The organism is uncultured Gemella sp. (assembly GCF_963537375.1).
GTDB lineage: Bacteria > Bacillota > Bacilli > Staphylococcales > Gemellaceae > Gemella.
On the sequence record NZ_CAUTDQ010000018.1, the window covers coordinates 1 to 18,397 of the forward strand.

Annotated in this window: 19 protein-coding genes, 1 tRNA gene and 1 other annotated feature; of the genes, 13 read left to right on the top strand and 7 right to left on the bottom strand. The window is 29.6% G+C overall.

The window, feature by feature from the left end; genetic code table 11:
* Positions 1-59 precede the first annotated feature (59 nt).
* From RYK99_RS04815 to dnaA, 6 genes are all read right to left on the bottom strand, one after another.
* Positions 60-133 (bottom strand) — tRNA-Gly (locus RYK99_RS04815).
* Between the two features lie 349 nt (positions 134-482).
* A complete protein-coding gene (locus tag RYK99_RS04820; protein ID WP_314990633.1) occupies positions 483-1,523 on the bottom strand; it encodes a LacI family DNA-binding transcriptional regulator in 1,041 nt (346 codons plus the stop codon).
* A 257-nt stretch (positions 1,524-1,780) separates the two neighbouring features.
* Entirely contained in the window at positions 1,781-2,734 is a 954-nt protein-coding gene (locus tag RYK99_RS04825; RefSeq protein ID WP_314990635.1) for an L-lactate dehydrogenase, read from the bottom strand.
* 572 nt (positions 2,735-3,306) lie between these two features.
* Positions 3,307-4,497, bottom strand: coding sequence for an MFS transporter (locus tag RYK99_RS04830; RefSeq protein WP_314990637.1), 1,191 nt, complete (start codon positions 4,495-4,497; stop codon positions 3,307-3,309).
* A 220-nt stretch (positions 4,498-4,717) separates the two neighbouring features.
* Entirely contained in the window at positions 4,718-5,857 is a 1,140-nt protein-coding gene (dnaN, locus tag RYK99_RS04835; RefSeq protein WP_314990639.1) for a DNA polymerase III subunit beta, read from the bottom strand.
* Between the two features lie 157 nt (positions 5,858-6,014).
* Positions 6,015-7,499 (bottom strand): chromosomal replication initiator protein DnaA, encoded by a 1,485-nt coding sequence (dnaA, locus tag RYK99_RS04840; RefSeq protein ID WP_314990641.1) that lies wholly within the window; start codon positions 7,497-7,499, stop codon positions 6,015-6,017.
* Between the two features lie 666 nt (positions 7,500-8,165).
* Here dnaA and rpmH point away from each other — a divergent pair.
* From rpmH to RYK99_RS04900, 12 genes are all read left to right on the top strand, one after another.
* Positions 8,166-8,300, top strand: a complete 135-nt coding sequence (gene rpmH / locus RYK99_RS04845) for a 50S ribosomal protein L34 (RefSeq protein ID WP_003144116.1) — start codon at positions 8,166-8,168, stop codon at positions 8,298-8,300.
* Positions 8,301-8,425: 125 nt separating this feature from the next.
* The gene (rnpA, locus tag RYK99_RS04850; RefSeq protein ID WP_003147423.1) at positions 8,426-8,770 is read left to right on the top strand and encodes a ribonuclease P protein component; all 345 of its coding nucleotides are present in this window, start codon (positions 8,426-8,428) and stop codon (positions 8,768-8,770) included.
* A gap of 2 nt (positions 8,771-8,772) precedes the next feature.
* Positions 8,773-9,588 (top strand): RNA-binding cell elongation regulator Jag/EloR, encoded by an 816-nt coding sequence (gene jag, locus RYK99_RS04855; RefSeq protein ID WP_314990644.1) that lies wholly within the window; start codon positions 8,773-8,775, stop codon positions 9,586-9,588.
* An 8-nt stretch (positions 9,589-9,596) separates the two neighbouring features.
* Positions 9,597-9,971: a response regulator gene (locus tag RYK99_RS04860; protein ID WP_314990646.1), complete on the top strand. Its 375-nt coding sequence runs from the start codon at positions 9,597-9,599 to the stop codon at positions 9,969-9,971.
* A 228-nt stretch (positions 9,972-10,199) separates the two neighbouring features.
* On the top strand, positions 10,200-10,463 hold the full coding sequence (locus RYK99_RS04865; RefSeq protein WP_060913362.1) for a SemiSWEET family transporter: 264 nt from the start codon (positions 10,200-10,202) through the stop codon (positions 10,461-10,463).
* 292 nt (positions 10,464-10,755) lie between these two features.
* Entirely contained in the window at positions 10,756-12,138 is a 1,383-nt protein-coding gene (gene mnmE / locus RYK99_RS04870; RefSeq protein WP_102169912.1) for a tRNA uridine-5-carboxymethylaminomethyl(34) synthesis GTPase MnmE, read from the top strand.
* A gap of 39 nt (positions 12,139-12,177) precedes the next feature.
* Positions 12,178-12,942 (top strand): exodeoxyribonuclease III, encoded by a 765-nt coding sequence (locus tag RYK99_RS04875; RefSeq protein WP_314990650.1) that lies wholly within the window; start codon positions 12,178-12,180, stop codon positions 12,940-12,942.
* Between the two features lie 195 nt (positions 12,943-13,137).
* The gene (locus RYK99_RS04880; protein WP_314990652.1) at positions 13,138-13,509 is read left to right on the top strand and encodes a hypothetical protein; all 372 of its coding nucleotides are present in this window, start codon (positions 13,138-13,140) and stop codon (positions 13,507-13,509) included.
* A complete protein-coding gene (locus tag RYK99_RS04885; protein ID WP_314990654.1) occupies positions 13,494-13,619 on the top strand; it encodes a hypothetical protein in 126 nt (41 codons plus the stop codon). The genes RYK99_RS04880 and RYK99_RS04885 overlap by 16 nt, the downstream gene beginning before the upstream one ends.
* 8 nt (positions 13,620-13,627) lie before the next feature.
* Entirely contained in the window at positions 13,628-14,140 is a 513-nt protein-coding gene (locus RYK99_RS04890; protein ID WP_314990656.1) for a GNAT family N-acetyltransferase, read from the top strand.
* Between the two features lie 78 nt (positions 14,141-14,218).
* Positions 14,219-14,671 carry a DUF3290 family protein gene (locus tag RYK99_RS04895; protein ID WP_314990658.1) on the top strand — a complete coding sequence of 151 codons (453 nt, stop codon included), beginning with the start codon at positions 14,219-14,221 and terminating at the stop codon, positions 14,669-14,671.
* Positions 14,671-15,303: a DUF421 domain-containing protein gene (locus RYK99_RS04900; protein WP_314990660.1), complete on the top strand. Its 633-nt coding sequence runs from the start codon at positions 14,671-14,673 to the stop codon at positions 15,301-15,303. Before RYK99_RS04895 ends, RYK99_RS04900 begins: the two co-directional genes overlap by 1 nt.
* A gap of 141 nt (positions 15,304-15,444) precedes the next feature.
* Here RYK99_RS04900 and RYK99_RS04905 read toward each other — a convergent pair whose 3' ends face one another.
* Positions 15,445-15,726 carry a GNAT family N-acetyltransferase gene (locus tag RYK99_RS04905; RefSeq protein WP_314087060.1) on the bottom strand — a complete coding sequence of 94 codons (282 nt, stop codon included), beginning with the start codon at positions 15,724-15,726 and terminating at the stop codon, positions 15,445-15,447.
* A gap of 796 nt (positions 15,727-16,522) precedes the next feature.
* Positions 16,523-16,760, top strand: a binding site (T-box leader).
* Between the two features lie 75 nt (positions 16,761-16,835).
* Between RYK99_RS04905 and RYK99_RS04910 the strand changes: the two genes are divergently transcribed.
* A complete protein-coding gene (locus tag RYK99_RS04910; RefSeq protein WP_314990662.1) occupies positions 16,836-18,113 on the top strand; it encodes an O-acetylhomoserine aminocarboxypropyltransferase/cysteine synthase family protein in 1,278 nt (425 codons plus the stop codon).
* Positions 18,114-18,397 lie beyond the last annotated feature (284 nt).

Consider the following 18,397-nt stretch of genomic DNA (forward strand, 5'->3'; position numbering starts at 1 on the left):
CTGTCCTTTTTTGGAATTAACGTTGACTTAATTCGTTTAGTTTTCAATGTTCAAAATAATGGAGCGGGTGATGAGAATCGAACTCACAACATCAGTTTGGAAGACTGAGGTTTTACCACTAAACTACACCCGCATTATTTAATTTCTTTCAAATTTTTGTTCAACACTTAAATTATTTTATCATTTTTAGAAGTTTTTGTCAAGAACTTTTTTTATTTTTTTTTTAAAGTTTTTTTTGAGAGCTTCTTGTCTTTTTAAGACTTATTAATAATATCATTTCTTTTATTTTTTGTCAAGAGTTTTTTTGAAATTTCTTAACATTTAATATTTTGAAATGTTTTATTGTTCGGCTTCTCTATCAGAAGACTTTTATTATTCTATCACCAGTTTTATATTATGTCAATAGAAAATGAAAAAAAAGTTTAGAAAATTTCATTTTTTCTATTTCTAAACTTTTTCTTCTATAAAATATGTTTTTTTATTTATTTTGTAGTTTGTCTATGAACTATTCTATAAGGTAGATTCATTTCATTTTCTTGTACATTAAATTCTTCTAATTCTACCTCATCTATTTCTTCACCTTTACGTTTTGCTTTTTCAATATCAATTATTTTTGTTAGTACACGCATTGATACTGCACCGATATCAAATATTGGTTGGAATACTGAAGAAATTTTCGGTCTTGTCATGTTTATTAGTTTTGTATTCTCTAATGAAAGGATTTGTAAATCACCTGGAATACTAACACCTAAATCTAGTGCTTGTTGCATTATAGCTAGTGCTACTTCATCAAACATAGTAATTACTACTTCTGAATCGATATTACTTAATGCTTTATATAGTTTATTACTTTCTTTATATGTTCTATATCCATCAATTATGTTTTGCGGTTTAAACTCTACTTTTTCTGAAGCAAGGGCATCTTTGTATCCTTTTATCAGTCTTTGAGTTTTTTGGCTTTCGTATTTATCTATTACTAATGAAATATTTTTAGATCCTTTTGCTAAAAATTCTTTCGTTACATCGTATGCTGCTTTTTCATAATCAATATTTACTGCATAGAAATCAGAATCTGTTCCTAGGTTACCTGCTAAAACTACTGGTATTTGAATATCTTGTAAGTAATTTTTTGAACTGTCTGATAGTGAATGACCTAAGTAAATAATTCCATCTACTTGTTTACTTACAAATGAAGCGAAGATATTTTTTTCAATTTCTTTATCATCACATGAGTTTGCTAAAATAATGTTGTATTTATACATATTAGCTACTGATTCAATACCACTAACTATTTCTGCTGAAGATAAATCTGCTATATCTGGTAATACAATACCAATAGTTGTTGTTTTTTTACTAGCAAGTCCTCTGGCAACAGCGTTAGGTGTATATCTTAATTTTTTGATAACCTCTTGTACACGTAGTCTTGTATCTTCTTTTACGTTTGGATTATTATTAACAACCCTTGAAACTGTCGCCATCGATACTTTTGCTTCTTTTGCTACGTCATATATCGTTATTGTCATAGTTTTTCTCCTCTACTTTTTTATTTTAAATTTTCCGATAACTTTAAAAACCTTTTCATCCGTATATATTGTACCAAATTTTTTTCTATAAGTCTAGTATTTGAAAACAATTTTTTCTATATTTTTTTATTTTCAAAAAACGTTTACTTCCCTTTAATATTAATATTCATTTTATTGAAATAATAAAAAAAAAGAAGAGTTAAATTCTCCTTAAAAATTTAAGATTAGAATCTAACTCTCCTATAATTTTCTTTAAATTATGCTTCTAAAGATGCGTATGCTTTGTCTAAAGTTTCTTTTAATACTTTAGCAGAGTGTTGCATTTTAGCTGTTTCTTCATCAGTTAATTGTAATTCAACAACTTCACGAACACCTTCGCGTCCTACGATAGCTGGAGTACCAATGTATAGTCCTTCGATTCCATAGTGCCCATCACAGTATCCACTTACTGCTAATTCTACGTTTTCGTCACGTAAGATAGCTTTAACGATTGTGAATAATGCAAGTCCGATTGCGTAGTAAGTAGCACGTTTACGGTTAATTACTTCGTATGCAGCACGCATAACTTTTTCTTCAACATCAGCGAAATCTTCTTTAGTATATTTAGAAGTTTCTAAGAATTTATCGAATTGTTTTCCGTAAACATTTACGTTACTCCATGCAGCAAGTTGAGTGTCTCCGTGTTCCCCAATGATATATCCACGAACACTGCTTGGTGCTAATCCTAATTTGTCTCCTAAGATGTAACGGAATCTTGAAGAGTCAAGAGTTGTACCAGATCCAACAATTCTGTTTCTTGGGAATCCAGTGAATTTTTGTAAAGCGTTAGTTAATACGTCTACTGGGTTAGATGCAATAACAATAACTCCATCGAATCCAGAAGCAACGATTTGTTCTGACATATCTTTAACAACTTTAATGTTTTTGTCAACTAGGTCAAGACGAGTTTCACCTGGTTTTTGTGGAAGACCTCCAGCGATTACGATAACGTCTGCATCAGCACATTGTTCATATCCACCTGAAGTTACTTTAATAGGTGGTACTAAAGCTCCACCGTGGTTAAGGTCCATTGCTTCACCTTCAGCTTTTTCAGCGAAGAAGTCGATTAATCCTAGTTCTTCACAAAGTCCGCTTGAATATAATTGATAAGCAAAGCTCATCCCTACCATTCCTGCTCCTATTAAAACAACTTTTCTATTTTTCGCTTTCATAAGAAAACCTCCATTAATATATATATAGTTTTAGATATTTTTTAAGTAATTATTTTTACTATTTTATTTTTATGGGATAAAATACTATAACAACTCTTATTAAAGTACGCATATCTCATTTCCCTTAGAATTATATCACACTATTGGAAAAAAAGAAAGTGTTTTTATTGCCTTTATTTATGCTATCTTGTTATTAATCTAAACAAATTTTCATATATTTTTTGAAATTTTTATAGTGTTTTACCTACGAAAATTAAAGCGTTTTCCTTTTGTTGTCTTTGTTTATGCATATACTTTTAGTACAAGATAATTTTCTAATTTTATTATAATTAGTACATTTTTTAAGGTTAAATTTTTTAAAAAAATTTTATTTATTTTCTTTATTTTTCTACTTGTACTATTTATATTTAATTTTCTGTATTTATGTTACATTTAAGTGTATTAGTTATTTACTATTATTTTTCTACTCTGTAATATCACAGTTTTATGTTTTTCTTCTTATTATTCTATATTTCTCTATTCAGTTTCATAGAAAAAAGAGGCTCAAATTATTTTTGAACCTCTTTCTTAAGTTATTTTTCTATTATATTCCCTTTTGAACTACAGTGTACTAATGTTACTAGTAATACCGCAGCAGTTAAAATTAATACATATAATCCTTTATTCCAATCTGAAATATCTCTAATGTATCCTAGTAATGGTGGGAATACTGCAGCTAATAAATATCCTCCTGATTGAGCTAATCCTGAAATATCAGCCGCTTCTCTTTCGTTTCTTGATTTAGCAGAGAATAGATACATTACATAAGAGAATGATCCTCCTCCAGCTAAGGCGAAGATAATAATAAAGATTAACATTGTTGCGAAATTTCCGCTTGTATATAGCATTCCTACTAATGACACTAAGTATCCTACAGTAATAATTACAGGAATAATTAGTTTATTATGTAGTTTATCTGCTAAAATCGGTACGATAAATGTAGATGGGAATTGTGCGAACTGGCTTATAGATAATAATAATCCTGCAGTTTCTGGTGTGAAACCTTTACTAATCATTATTTCTGAAAACCAAGAAACACTACAATAAAATAGTGCTGATTGCAGCCCCATACTCAGCATAATAGTCCACATTTTCGAATGTTTAAAGTATCCATGTACTTTCTCATGACTATCTTTCACTTCACTTACACTACTATTTTTCGACATTGCTGTGCATACAAAAATATTAATTACAGCTATTACTAACCAAATATTAACAGCAAGACCTGTTGAGAATTTTTCTCCACCGATATTTGTACTTAAGATTGGATAACTAATACCAGCCGCAACTGCCGCCCCTACATTCATAACAACTGCATAAAAACCTGTCATAAGACCAAGTTTTTCTGGATAATATTTTTTTACTAATCCTGGTAACAGTACGTTACCTACAGTTATTCCTACTCCAATTATAAATGTCGTAAGAAAGAATACATACGTATTAATGTAGAATCTTAACGCTAATCCGATACTTATTGTCACAACAGCTAATAATAATGTTTTTTCTAATCCAGCTTTGTTTGAAAGTTTTGCTACCATAGGACTAAAAATTGCAAAAGCAATTAATGGGATTGTTGTAATAAATCCTGCCACTGTATTATTTATATCTAATATAGATTTTAATGGACCTAATATTGCCCCAACTGATGTTATAGGTGTTCTTAATATAAGACTTAAAAAGATAACACCTAGTATAATTAATATACCATTCGATTTTTTTGTCATTGTTCCTCCTTGATTAACCTTGAAAAAGGAGCAAATTTACAATTATACGAATACTTCAAAAATCTCGATTTTAAAAAATAAATGTAGATTTTATTTGTATCCCCTATTTGTAAAATCTCTCCTGCACAGTTTATTAGATACCCAAAAAGTTGTTTAAAAACTTGTTGAATATCTAATAAATAACTACATTTTTATGTTTAAATCTAATTTTTATATTTTATTAGTAAGTTCTTACCGGTAAAATTAATTCAATAATTTCTCTGTGATAATCACTTGGTTGAATAATAAACGCTGTTAATTCTCCAGAGAACTTAACGATAATTTCTTCAGCAGCAACTGCAGATACCGCGTCTTTTAAATATTTACCAGATACAGAAATTTCAAATTTGTCATCTTCTAACGTAGAAGATACTTTTAATTCTTCTACAGCACTTCCTAAATCTTTTGATTGAGAAGAAACTTCTAATAGATTATCAGTAACTACTAATTTAATGATATCATCTTTATCTTCTCTACTCATTAATGCAACCCTATCTACAGCATTAAAGAATTCTCTACTATTTGCAACAAATGTACATTCAAAAACAGTAGGAATAAGTTTATTAGTATTAGGATAGTTTCCGCTAATTAATAATACTGTATAAACTACATTTTGATAGTAAAGAACTATTCTATTGTTTTCATAGAAGATTTCTACTTGGTCTTTTCCATTTTCTATCATTCTTTGGAAGTAAGTTAGAGCTTTTCTTGGAATAATTAAATTAAACTCTTTATTACTATCTTCATCATTAAGTGTAACTTGTCTTCTACTTAGACGATATGAGTCAGTAGCTGTAGCTGTTAAAATTTTGTTACTTAATGAGAAGTTAACTCCTTCTAAAATTGGTCTTTGATCATTAGGAGCTGTACAGAATACTGTTTCTTTAATAATATCATTAAAGATATTAGCTTCTAATTTAAGACTATTTTCTTTAGAAATAACTGGGAATTCTGGATAATCATTTGCATCATATCCTTTTACGTTAAATTCACTTTTTCCTGATTTAACTAATATGTTATTTTCTATTGTTTTAATTTCTATTAAATCTGTAGGTGCTTTTCTAATAATTTCTATAAAATTACGAGATGGTAAAACTACTTGACCTTCTTCTTCAATAGTTATAATTTCTTTGTCATCTTCATAACTATTTATTGAATATTCAACCGATACTAAAGAATCACTTGCTTTTAATATAAGTTGATCTTTTTCTAATTCTATTTTTATACCTTTTAAAATTTCAAAAAGAGAATTAGGTGCTATTACTCTTGATACATGATTTAATCCATCAAGAAAATTTGATTTAGTTATAGTAAATTTCATTTTTTCTCCTTATATATAATATATATTTAATAAAATAATAATAATAAGGCCTGTAAAAACTGTGGAAAACTAAAGATAGCTCAAAAATACTGAATTTTCACTTGTTAATAACTTGTTAAAAAAGTTTTGAATATCTATAGTAGAATTTAACAGGCTTCTAAATTTTTCCTAAACGTTCTTTTATTACTTCTATATCTTCAAAAATTTCTGGATTTTCATCTTTGCTAAGTTTTGCAATCTTATTAAATGAATAAAGAATAGAAGTATGATCTTTATTGAAGCAATCTCCTATAGAAGGGAATGATAAAGTAGTAAGTTCCCTACATAGATAGATAGCAATATTTCTAACCTGAACGACTTCTTTTTTACGAGAAGATGAAAGAATATCATCAACCTTGATTTTATAGAAGTCAGCACATACATTAATGATATTTTCAGGTGAGATATTTTTTCTTGGTGAAGTTTTAGCACTTTTTAGTATTTCCTCGGCAATACTAAGTGAAGGTTGTTCATGTTTAGAAGTTGCTGTGAACTTGATACGTTTAAGCACCCCTTCAAGCTCTCTTATATTAGAAGAGACATTGCTAGAAATATAAGTAAGTGTTTCTTCATCTAGTTTAATATCGAACTGTTCGCATTTAAATTTAATAATCGCCATACGAGTTTCGAAGTCAGGTGGTGTAATATCTGCAGTTATCCCCTGACTGAATCTAGTAACCAATCTATCTTCCAAATCATTAAGTTGAGATGGAGAGCGATCACTTATAAGAACGATTTGTTTTTGATTCATTTGTAGTTCATTAAATGTATGGAAAAATGCGTTTTGTGTTTCTGTTTTCCCTGATAAAAATTGAATATCATCGATTAAAAGAGCATCTACATCACGGTATTTTCTTCTAAAGTCTTCATCCGCATTAGTATAGTTGTTCTTATCTTTCATTGGTTTAATAGAAGCAAGAAACTCATTTAAGAATTTTTCAGAAGATATACACTCTATTTTAAAATCAGGGAAATTAGCTTCCATTTCATTACCAATAGCGTGAAGTAAGTGAGTTTTTCCAAGTCCAACCCCTCCGTATATAAATAGGGGGTTGTATATTCCACCTGGAGAAACAGCCACGTTCCAAGCTATATTATGTGTAAAAGCATTCCCTTCTCCTACTACAAAGTTTTCAAATGTATAGTTTTTATTAAGCGTAGGGTTTTTCTTGCTCGCTATAATATTCTTATTAGGTTCAGGTTTTTTATAATCTTCTAGAGGGAAAGTTTGTTTTTGATAAAAATGTTGAGCTCCAGAAGGTTTATCACCTTGAAGGAAATTCTGTCTAATTAAGTTTTCTGCTGCTGGTTTTTCATCTTCAACATGAGGCGAAATTAGCGGAAGATCATTATCAAGGGAAGTATATTCTATATTGAAATCAAATCCAGTATTTTTCTTTAGTATTTCTTTTAATTTTTGATCATAAGCACTTTGAATAAATTGAGAAATAAGAGCTTCTTTACTAGTAATAACGATAGATTTTTTCATAAAATCGACATTATCGATAGAAGCACTAGAAAACCATGTATCAAATACATGAGGATCTACAGTACTTTTTAGTTCACGAAGAATTATTTCCCATAAGAAATTAGAATTACTCAATGAAATACCTCCTTAAAAAAATATATAAATAATTATAGCATAAACTGTTAATAAAATAAAATGATAGTTATTAACAAGTTGTTAACAGAAGTTTTTAACTATGTGAATAAAATACTAAGAAAAAGCTGTGAATATGTTAAAAACTAAAGAAATAAAAGAAGGAAGAATAAAATATCAATAAATTTTTAACAAAGATGAACATTGCTATAGATATAGTTTATGAGTTTTTCACACACAATTAACAACTGTGGAAAACTTTTGAATGTGAAATTGTGAAAAACGTTATAAATCTGTGAAAAACTACTAAGAAAGTAAAATTGAGATTTTAAAGTTATTTAAGTTATTCACAAAAAATTGTGGATAACTATAAAAAAACTGTGAAAAAGTTAATGGGAAATATACTTAAATATTTTTCTATAGTTTTTAAGAGATTATTAACAACTATATTATTTTTTTGTACTTTAATGGGGATTTATATTAATAGGTTAAAAGAAATATTACTCATAAATAGTGCTAAAAAGACTGTCATTTAGAATATTTTTCTTTAAGAAAATATTTTTTTTGAAAAAATGAGGTTTTTGCTTGATAAATTATTTCAGATATGTTAAACTAATTCAGTTATTACATCTATCTAAGTTAAAGAAAAGAAAACTCGAGGAGGACAAAATGAAACGTACGTATCAACCAAATAAAAGAAAACATTCAAAAGTACACGGATTTAGAGCTAGAATGAGCACTAAAAACGGAAGAAATGTATTAGCAAGACGTAGAGCTAAAGGAAGAAAAGTTCTTTCAGCTTAATGTTTGCACTGAGGGTATCACGAAAGTGGTACCCTTTTTTTATTAGACAGTCCTAAAAAATATGAAAGATAGTTGTAAAAAAGTAAATAAACTGTTAAAATATTAGTGTTAAGAAAGGTTTTAAAATGAAAAAAGAATATAGAGTAAAAAGAAGTCAAGATTTTGATAATATTATAAGAAAAAAACAATCTTTTGCAAATAGACAGTTTGTTATTTATTATCAAAAAAATAATTTAGACCATATGCGTTTAGGAATTTCTGTAAGTAAAAAATTAGGAAAGGCCTTCGAACGTAATAAAATAAAAAGATATATACGAGAAACTTTTAAAACAAGAAAAGAATATGTAAAAAACTATGATATAATAGTGATTGCAAGACCTGGTGCTAAAGAATTGCCGTTTTTAGAATTTGGTAGCAGCATCGATCATGTTTTAAAAAGATCAAAACTTATGAAAGCGAAGAGGAGTTAAGAATGGAAAAAGAATATTATTATATTGGAGCTACTGTAGATGAGGCTATTAAAAAAGGGTTAAAAGACCTAGCTTTATCAGAAGATGCAGTGAAAATTGAAGTAATCGAAGGTGGTAGTACAGGTATCTTCGGATTATTCAAAAAAGAAGCAAAGGTAAAATTAATTCCATTAGATGAAGAATATAATAAAGAAGAAGCTGTTGCTAAAGTTATTGAAGTAGAGAAAAAAGAAGAAAAAGTTATTGAGGTTGAGAAAACAACTGAAAAAACAGAAATAGTTGAAGAAGAAACTGTTGTTGAAACTGAAGAAGCAGAAGCAACAGAAGAGCCTGTTAAAAAAGCTAAAAGAGAAGATTATATCGTAAAAAATAAAGATCGTATTGTAAGTTATTTACAAAATATCGTTATTGCGATGGGATATCCTGATGCGACTGTTGATTTTAGAGAAGATGGAAATCGTCACTTCACTTTAAATATTAAAACAGAAGAAAATACTAGCCTAATTATCGGAAAACGTGGTGTAACTTTAAATAGTTTACAGTTTTTAGTTAATAACTTCGCTAAAAAATTCAGCTCACATTACTTCAGAATCGAAGTTGACTGTGACGATTACAGAGAAAATCGTAAAAAAACATTAGAAGACTTAGCATTAAACTTAGCTAAGAAATCTAAAAAAATTGGAAAACCAGTTGAATTAGAACCTATGACAAGCATCGAAAGAAAAATTATTCACAATGCTTTAACAGGTATTAAAAATGTTGAAACAGAATCACGTGGCGAAGAGCCACATAGATATTTAGTTATTACAGCTAAATAGGAGGTCTAATGAAGACAGTATTAATAGTTGATGATAGTTCTTATTATAGAAGCCGTGGTGCTGAAGTTGTTAGTCGTGCAGGATATGAGTATTATTTTGCAGAAAATGGTGAACAAGCTGTGCGAATGTATAGAAGAATAAAACCAGATTTCGTGACGATGGATATTTGTATGCCGATAATGGATGGTTTAGAGGCGACGAAGGAAATTTGTACGAAGTTTCCAGGTGCAAAAGTGCTTATCTGCAGTAGCGTTGGAGAAGTACCCGTATATAAAAGACAGGCATTTGCTAATGGAGCATGTGGTGTACTGCCAAAAGAGTATGATTTAGATGACTTAGAATTCGCTATTTCAGAAATTGAACTTATGAACGAAGAGAATTAATATCTTATTAAAAACTTTTTAATAAAATAATAAAAAATGGGTAGTTTGGAGATTTATCCAAGCTACTTATTTTTTGTGGTTCTACAAAATTTAGGACTGATGAGAAGAGTCATGAGCTTAAAGCTCAGGAATCCTTTTTTTTGTTAGTGTATAATATTTTGTGTTTAACATAATTATTGACAGTATCTTTTCTCTTCTGATATAATGAGACCTCAGGAGGTATATTATATGTCTAAACAAAAAATTAATCGCTTTGTCGGATCTATTGGAGCTTTTATTGGGATTCTTGTTTTTATTGCATATATTCCACAAATTATCGCTAACTTACAAGGAGAAAAAGCTCAACCATTCCAACCACTATTTGCAGCAGTTTCTTGTTTAATTTGGGTAATCTATGGTTGGACAAAAGAACCTAAAAAAGACTGGATCCTTATCATTCCCAATGCAGCGGGAGTAATATTAGGTGGTATAACTTTTATTACTTCTTTATAAAAATTATATAAACAAAACCAGAAACTTCATAAAAAAGTTGCTGGTTTTTTATGCTGATTGCAAGCATTCTATTTGTTTGAACGAACTAAACTCAACAATCTTAATCGGACTGATTTTTTCCATCAGTCCGATTTTTTGATGGGCCTTTTTTGTTCGCCCTCCCCTAACACATTATTAAAAAAGTATATAAAATGTAGCTTGGTCGTATATAGAGAAAAATTCAAAGGAATAGTGTATAATAAATAGGATATGAATTTTTTATTAATATAAAAATTTTAAAGGAGTTTGAACAATGAGTGAAACAATTTGCGCTATATCGACAGCTCTAGGAGAAGGAGCTATAGGTATTGTTAGACTTAGTGGTGACGAAGCATTTAGCATCGCTGAAAAAATAGTTAGACTACCAAAAGGAAAAACTGTAGAGAGTCTAGCTAGTCACACTATAAATTATGGAAATGTAGTTGATCCAACTACTAATGAAAAAATCGAAGAAATTATGCTTGTGAAAATGGTAGGTCCTCGTACATATACTACAGAAGACGTTATAGAAATCAACTGTCACGGTGGTATTGTAACGATTCAAAAAGTACTTGCACTTTGCTTAGAACATGGAGCTAGAATGGCTGAACCAGGTGAATTTACAAAACGTGCTTTCTTAAATGGTCGTATCGATTTAACACAAGCAGAGGCTGTAATCGACTTTATTAAGAGTAAAACAGATGAGGCTAGTCAAATAGCCAATAATCAAATGCAAGGGCGTTTATCGACACTTATTAAACGCTTGCGTGCTGAAATTTTAGATATCTTAACAGTTGTTGAGGTAAATATTGATTATCCTGAATACGATGACCTAGAAATAGAAACGACAAAAACTATTCTTGAAAAATCAACAAGTATTAGAAATAGTTTAGAAAGTTTATTAGAGACATCAAAACAAGGGAAAATAATTAAAGAAGGAATAAATACAGCGATTATTGGACGACCAAACGTTGGTAAGAGTTCGCTGTTAAATAACCTGCTGCAAGAAAATAAAGCTATCGTAACTGATATTGCAGGAACAACTCGTGACGTTCTAGAAGAGTATGTAAATATTAAAGGAGTACCTATTAAATTAATCGATACAGCAGGTATTCGTGAAACAGACGATATCGTAGAACAAATAGGTGTTAAACGCAGTAAAGAAGCTTTAGAAAAAGCAGATTTAGTACTATTCTTATTAAATAGTAGCGAAGAATTAACTGAAGACGATAAAGAGTTATTAAAACTAACAGAAGGAAAAACTACTATTGTAATATTAAATAAACTAGATTTAGAGACAAAAATTGATATTGCAGAAGTTGAAAAATTAGCGTATAACCACCCTATTATAAAAACATCTATGACAACATATAAAGGAATAGATGAACTAGAGAAAAATATAAGAGACCTATTCTTCGGTGGAGCTGCTCGTCCAAAAGATGCTACATATTTATCAAATACACGTCAAATCAACCTTATTCAACGTGCTTTAGTTAGTCTAAACGATGCTATCGGTGCGGCTGAATTAGGATTAGAAGTAGACATGGTGTTAATAGACTATACGAATACATTCAATCTATTAGGAGAAGTTATCGGAGAAAACTCAGGTGATGAGCTGATAAATGAATTATTCAGTAGATTCTGTTTAGGAAAATAAAATGTTTCACATGAAACATGAAACAAAAAGGAGAACGAAATGAAATGTATAAGTTTTAATGTCAATGGTCTTAGAGCGATCGTTGGTAAAAATTTTGAAGAAGATTTTAAACAATTAGATGCTGATTTCTTTTGTTTACAAGAAACGAAGATGCAAGCAGGCCAATTAGATTTACAATTTGATGGTTATTATAGTTATTTTAACTATGCTGAGCGTAAAGGGTACTCAGGAACTGCAATATATACTAAACACGAGCCGATAAATGTAACATATGGTATAGGAATCGAAGAACATGATACAGAAGGTCGTGTAATTACATTAGAATATGATAAATTCTTCTTTATTACAGTGTATACGCCAAACTCAGGAAGTGAGCTTAAGAGATTAGAATACCGTATGAGTTGGGAAGAAGATTTTAAAAATTATTTATTAGAATTAAACAAAACTAAAGGTGTAGTTGTTTGTGGAGATTTAAATGTTGCTCATACAGAAATAGATTTAAAAAATCCAAAATCAAACACGAAAAATGCAGGATTCACACCAGAAGAAAGAGAAAAATTCACGAAGTTATTAGATGCAGGGTTTATCGATACATTTAGATATTATAATCCAGATTTAACAGGTGCATACTCTTGGTGGAGTTATCGCTTTAATGCACGTAAAAACAATGCAGGATGGAGAATTGATTACTTCTTAGTAAGTCGTGACTTAGAAGAGTACTTAGAAAGTGCGACTATTCACAATGAAATATTTGGTAGTGATCATTGTCCTGTTGAGCTTGTATTAAAAGATAATTTATTGTAAAATAAAATATGCGTTATGGTAAACCATGACGTGTATTTTTAATGAACCAGCATTAAGATTAATATTCGCTGGTATTTAAAGAATGTAAACAACAAATTTTAAAATATCATATAAAATGAACGGAGGCGACTTAATTAGAATAAACTATAATATTAGGTTGCATCCGTTATTAATTTTTTAGAAGAGAGGTAATTTATGGGACCAAAATTCTATATAGAAGACGTAAATGATTGTGATTCACAATATTCTATTGATTATATAAAATTCGATGAACTAGGGAAAATAGATATTGTTAGAGAAACATACGGACGAAATTATTTAGTAGAAAGAGATATACAGTTACCAATTTTTGAATCAGAATCTGAATATATCGATTATTTGATGGAAAAAGATATAATAGATCCATATTTAGCAGATGTATTGCATAGATTAGTTGGACATACAACTGAAAACATAGTAATTGATGAAGTATCTTTAAATAATGCATTATTTATAGGGGATGCCAGAGGCGCAGATAGACCTGGGGGATTAAAGATGCCTTCGAACTACTTATGGAAGCTACGCTGATATGGGAATTTTCCGCTATAGAGGCGATGGAAAAAACTATGCAGGTAATAAGAACACTACTACGCGATAAAGAGCATAGATACCAAGAAAAACTAATTAGAATAAAATAGGTGAAACTATGTTAAGAACAACGAAAAAAGATGAATTAGAAGTTGTAATGAAGATAATAGAAGATGGTAGGGAGTTTTTAAAAGAACAAGGGGTGAATCAGTGGCAACATGGTTCCCCTTGTCGTGATGTGATTACTAATGATATCAACGAAGGAATATCATACATATACGATAAATCAGGTGAGATAGTTGCTACAGCTATGCTCACTACTTTTGATGCAGATTATGAAAACTCCCCTACTTTTTGGTCAGAAAATTCTAGTTATTTAGCTATTCATCATTTAGCTACGGCTAAAAAATCTCGTCATCAAGGAATCGCTCGAGAATTTATGCAAGCTATTTATCTTTTTGCTAAGTCTCAAAATATAAAATTTTTGAGAATAGATACGCATTTAGATAATAAAATAATGAGAAAATTTTTAAGTAGATTTGGATTCAAAGAAAAAGGTGTTATAAAATTAACTATGAAAAATATTTTAGATGATAAAGAAAGAGTTGCTTACGAATTAGAAGTAAGATAAAGAGCAATGTTTCATGTGAAACTAAAGAAGAAAATATAATCGAGTTTCACATGAAACAATATACAAGGAGGAAAAACGATGAAATTTTATTCTTACGAATACTTACAAAGTAAAATAGAACAAAATAATTTAGTAGGAATTGTAATAGTAGGATTACTACTTTTAGTATTGTTGTTCAGTTTAGTTAAATATTATAAGAATAAACAAGACACAAAATATAGAGAGTTATCAATAATACTGGTATTAGGAACATTATTAACGATAACGGTAAGTATAACAAACTACAAAGATAAATCTATTTCTTCTAATCAATATAGAAGTTCAGTTCAATTCATTGATAAAATAGCAGAACACTTAAATATAGAAAAAACACGTATTTATATTAATAGTGAAGCATCAATAGAACATTCATTCGTGAAAATCGATGATACTTACTATAGAGTAATAAGTAGTGGTAAAAAAGATGAGTACCTATTAGAAAAAATTGAACTAGTAGATCCAGTAGTAGAAAAAGTAGAGGTGAAAAAATAATGCAACTTTCATACATTGATTTAGCAATTAAATTAGCGTTAGGATTACTATCATTAGTGTTCGTAATTAATGTTTCTGGTAAAGGTAATTTAGCACCATCTTCAGCGAGTGATCAGGTGCAAAACTACGTGCTCGGGGGAATTATTGGTGGTGTAATTTATAATCCAGCAATCTCAATCCTACAGTATATAAATATCCTATTAATATGGGTTATTTTAGTACTTATTCAAAAATGGTTGAAAACAAACAATATGTTCTTCAAAAAAATAGTAGATGGAGAACCGATTACCGTGGTGAAAAATGGAAAAATAGATGTAGAAGCTACAAGAAAGAGTGGTTTGACTGCTCATGATTTAGCGTTCAAACTAAGAAGTCAGGGAGTATATAGTATTAAAAAAGTTAAAAGAGCCGTGTTAGAACAAAATGGACAATTAATCATAGTATTAGAAGGCGATGAGAATCCTAAGTATCCAATAATTACAGATGGTAATATTCAAATTAACACATTGGAATCGATGGATAAGACAGAAGAATGGCTAAAAGAAACTTTATTAGAAATGGGATATGAAGACACTTCGAAAATATTCTTAGCAGAATATGATAAAGGACAATTACACATTGTAGAATACTAAAATAATAACATTATTAAATAATGCCACGTAAATGCAACTAGAATGTAAAATAAAAATAAAATATAAAAATAATAATATCAGTTAATATTATAAAAAAGAAAAGCAGGAAATTGAACAAATCAATTTCCTGCTTTTAAAAAACTATTTTTCAGCGTTAATAAAATCGAAAGAAGAATCTTCTTGGAATTTTTTAACGACATAAGAGCAAGTTGCGATAATTTTTTTGTTTTGCTCTTGCATATCTTTAACAAGAGCGTCTAATAGCTTCCCTGCTACACCTTGGCCACGAAGTGATGAATCAACAAAAGTGTGGTCAGCGACAACTACATTAGGATTGCTAGTAGTAGAATAAGTAATTTCAGCAATTACCCTACCCTGTTCATCATATTTAACGAAACCATTATTTGTTTTAGTGAATTCCATATAAACCTCCTAGGATAATCATATAGTAATATGAGTGTTATTACTGTTATTATATCATAAAAAAGAGGAAAAGATGTGTAAATGAATCGATGGAGAGACAGAGAATGTAAAAAAGGGAAAAGAGGTGTATGAAGAAGGGACAAAATGTATGTAGTTGGAAAGAAGATTATTAAATAGTATTTTAGAGAAAAGGAGGTGCAATTTATGATTAAAGAAATAAAAGGAAATGAAGGGAAGTATTAAGGGAGTGACTCAAAAATCGTGAATTTCGTAGAAATCGATTTTATAGAGTCACCCCCGCAAAGTTTATTAGATATCTAAAAAGCTTTTATAAATCGAATTTAGATATCAATAAACCACTGCGTCTATGAGTTTTCGTGTAAACTATTTTTAAATCTAGTACTTTTGGATCAACCGCATCCAGTTAAAATTCCTTTCATCTACCTCCTTCTCCTTTTTTCGCTTCCTTCGCAGGTATTTATTTACTTTATTTTATATTTACACCTTTTTTCTAATTTTATATTATTTTTTTGATATTTATTCCCCTTTTTTTCTTTATTTTTCAGTAAGTTTGCCCTTATTTTTAAATTTTACACGAAAAAATAAAAAAATATCATTTCTTAAATTAAAATAAATAGTTTTACTAGATTTTTATTTCTTAAATAATAAATAAATTAAAATATTTTTATAAGATTTTTTGTTTAACATCTTATAGAAGAAAAATAAAACGTTTTAATTTTTTTAAAAAAGTTATTGACAAATATATAAAACAGGTGTACAATGAGTTTAAATTTAATATAAAACGTTGAAAAGATAAGTAGATTAATACGTAGCTACAACAGAGAGTTATTGGAAGGTGTGAAATAACAAGGTGAAGATTAATTGAAAATGGTCTTAGAGTTTTGTTTATCTAATAGGTAAACACGTGAGTTGAACGATATAGCACACAGTATAAACATGTACTGAATAAGGTACTAATCGCAAGGTTAGTATAAATTAGAGTGGTAACGCGAATTAAGATACTCGCCTCTATTGCATAAGCAATAGGGGTGTTTTTTTATTATCTAAAACATAAAACTTATTAAAACGTAGAAAAGAGGAACCATATTATGACAAGAAAATTTAGTTTTGAAACATTACAATTACACGCAGGACAAACAGTTGGAGACACAAAAGCAAGAGCTGTACCGATTTATCAAACAACATCATTCGTTTTCGATGATACACAAGATGCTGCAGATTCATTTGCATTAAGAAAATCTGGGAATATTTATACTCGTATTACAAACCCTACTACTGCAGTCTTTGAAGAAAGAATTAACGCTTTAGAAGGTGGAGTTGGAGCATTAGCTGTAGCTTCAGGAATGGCTGCAACTACATATGTATTCTTAACATTAGCGCATGCGGGAGATCACATTGTATCTTCTAAAAAAGTATATGGAGGAACTTACAACCTATTAAAACTTACATTACCTCGTTATGGAGTAGATGCAACTTTTGTTGATCCAGACAACTTTGAAGAAATTGAACAAGCTATTACAGATAAAACTAAAGCATTATTTGTAGAAACTTTAGGAAATCCATTAGTAAACGTAGCAGATTTAGAAAAATGGGCTGAAATTGCTCACAAACACAAAATTCCATTAGTAGTAGATAATACATTTGCTAGTCCGTACTTAATCAATGCATTTAGCCACGGTGTAGATATTATCGTACACTCAGCGACTAAATTCATCGGAGGACATGGTACATCAATTGGTGGAGTTATCGTAGACAGTGGTAAATTCGACTGGGAAGGTAGCGGAAAATTCCCTCAATTAGTAGATGAAGATCCAAGTTACCACAACTTAAGTTATACAAGAGACGTAGGAGCGGCTGCGTTTATCACAAATGTAAGAACACAATTATTACGTGACACAGGAGCAGCATTATCACCATTCAACGCATTCCTATTATTACAAGGATTAGAAACATTATCTCTAAGAGTGGAACGCCATGTGGAAAATACTAAGAAAGTATTAGACTTCTTAGCTAAACACCCTAAAGTAGAATCAATCAACTACCCTGGATTAGAAGGAAATAAATACTATGAATTAGCTAAAAAATACCTACCTAAAGGTAGTGGTTCAATCTTCTCATTCGATGTAGTTGGTGGAGAAGAAGCAGCACGTAAAGTAATTGATAGTTTAGAAATCTTTTCTAACTTAGCGAATGTAGCTGATGCGAAAAGTTTAGCAATCCACCCTGCTTCAACTACACACGGTCAATTAAGTCCAGAAGAATTACAATACACAGGAATTACTCCTGCGCAAATTAGATTATCAATCGGTCTAGAAAATGCAGATGACTTAATCGAAGATTTACGTTTAGCATTAGAAAATATCTAAGAGAAAAGTTTCACGAGAAACAATAATTTAAAATAATTAATATTTTATTAAAATTTGTGGATTAAGACAGATTACTAAACACCCTTGACAGCCATTTATTTTAATACTATATATTTAAAATAATATCTTAATCCACAATTTTCTCTTTTTGAGTAGAGGTTGTTTAGGAGTATGAAATAGAAGCGAGGCAGCGTGGAAATTTCAGTTAAACTCCTTCCTAGACAATCTCTGCTTTTTATTTTGCAAAAAACAGGTGAATGATATATTTTATAAGATATATCATA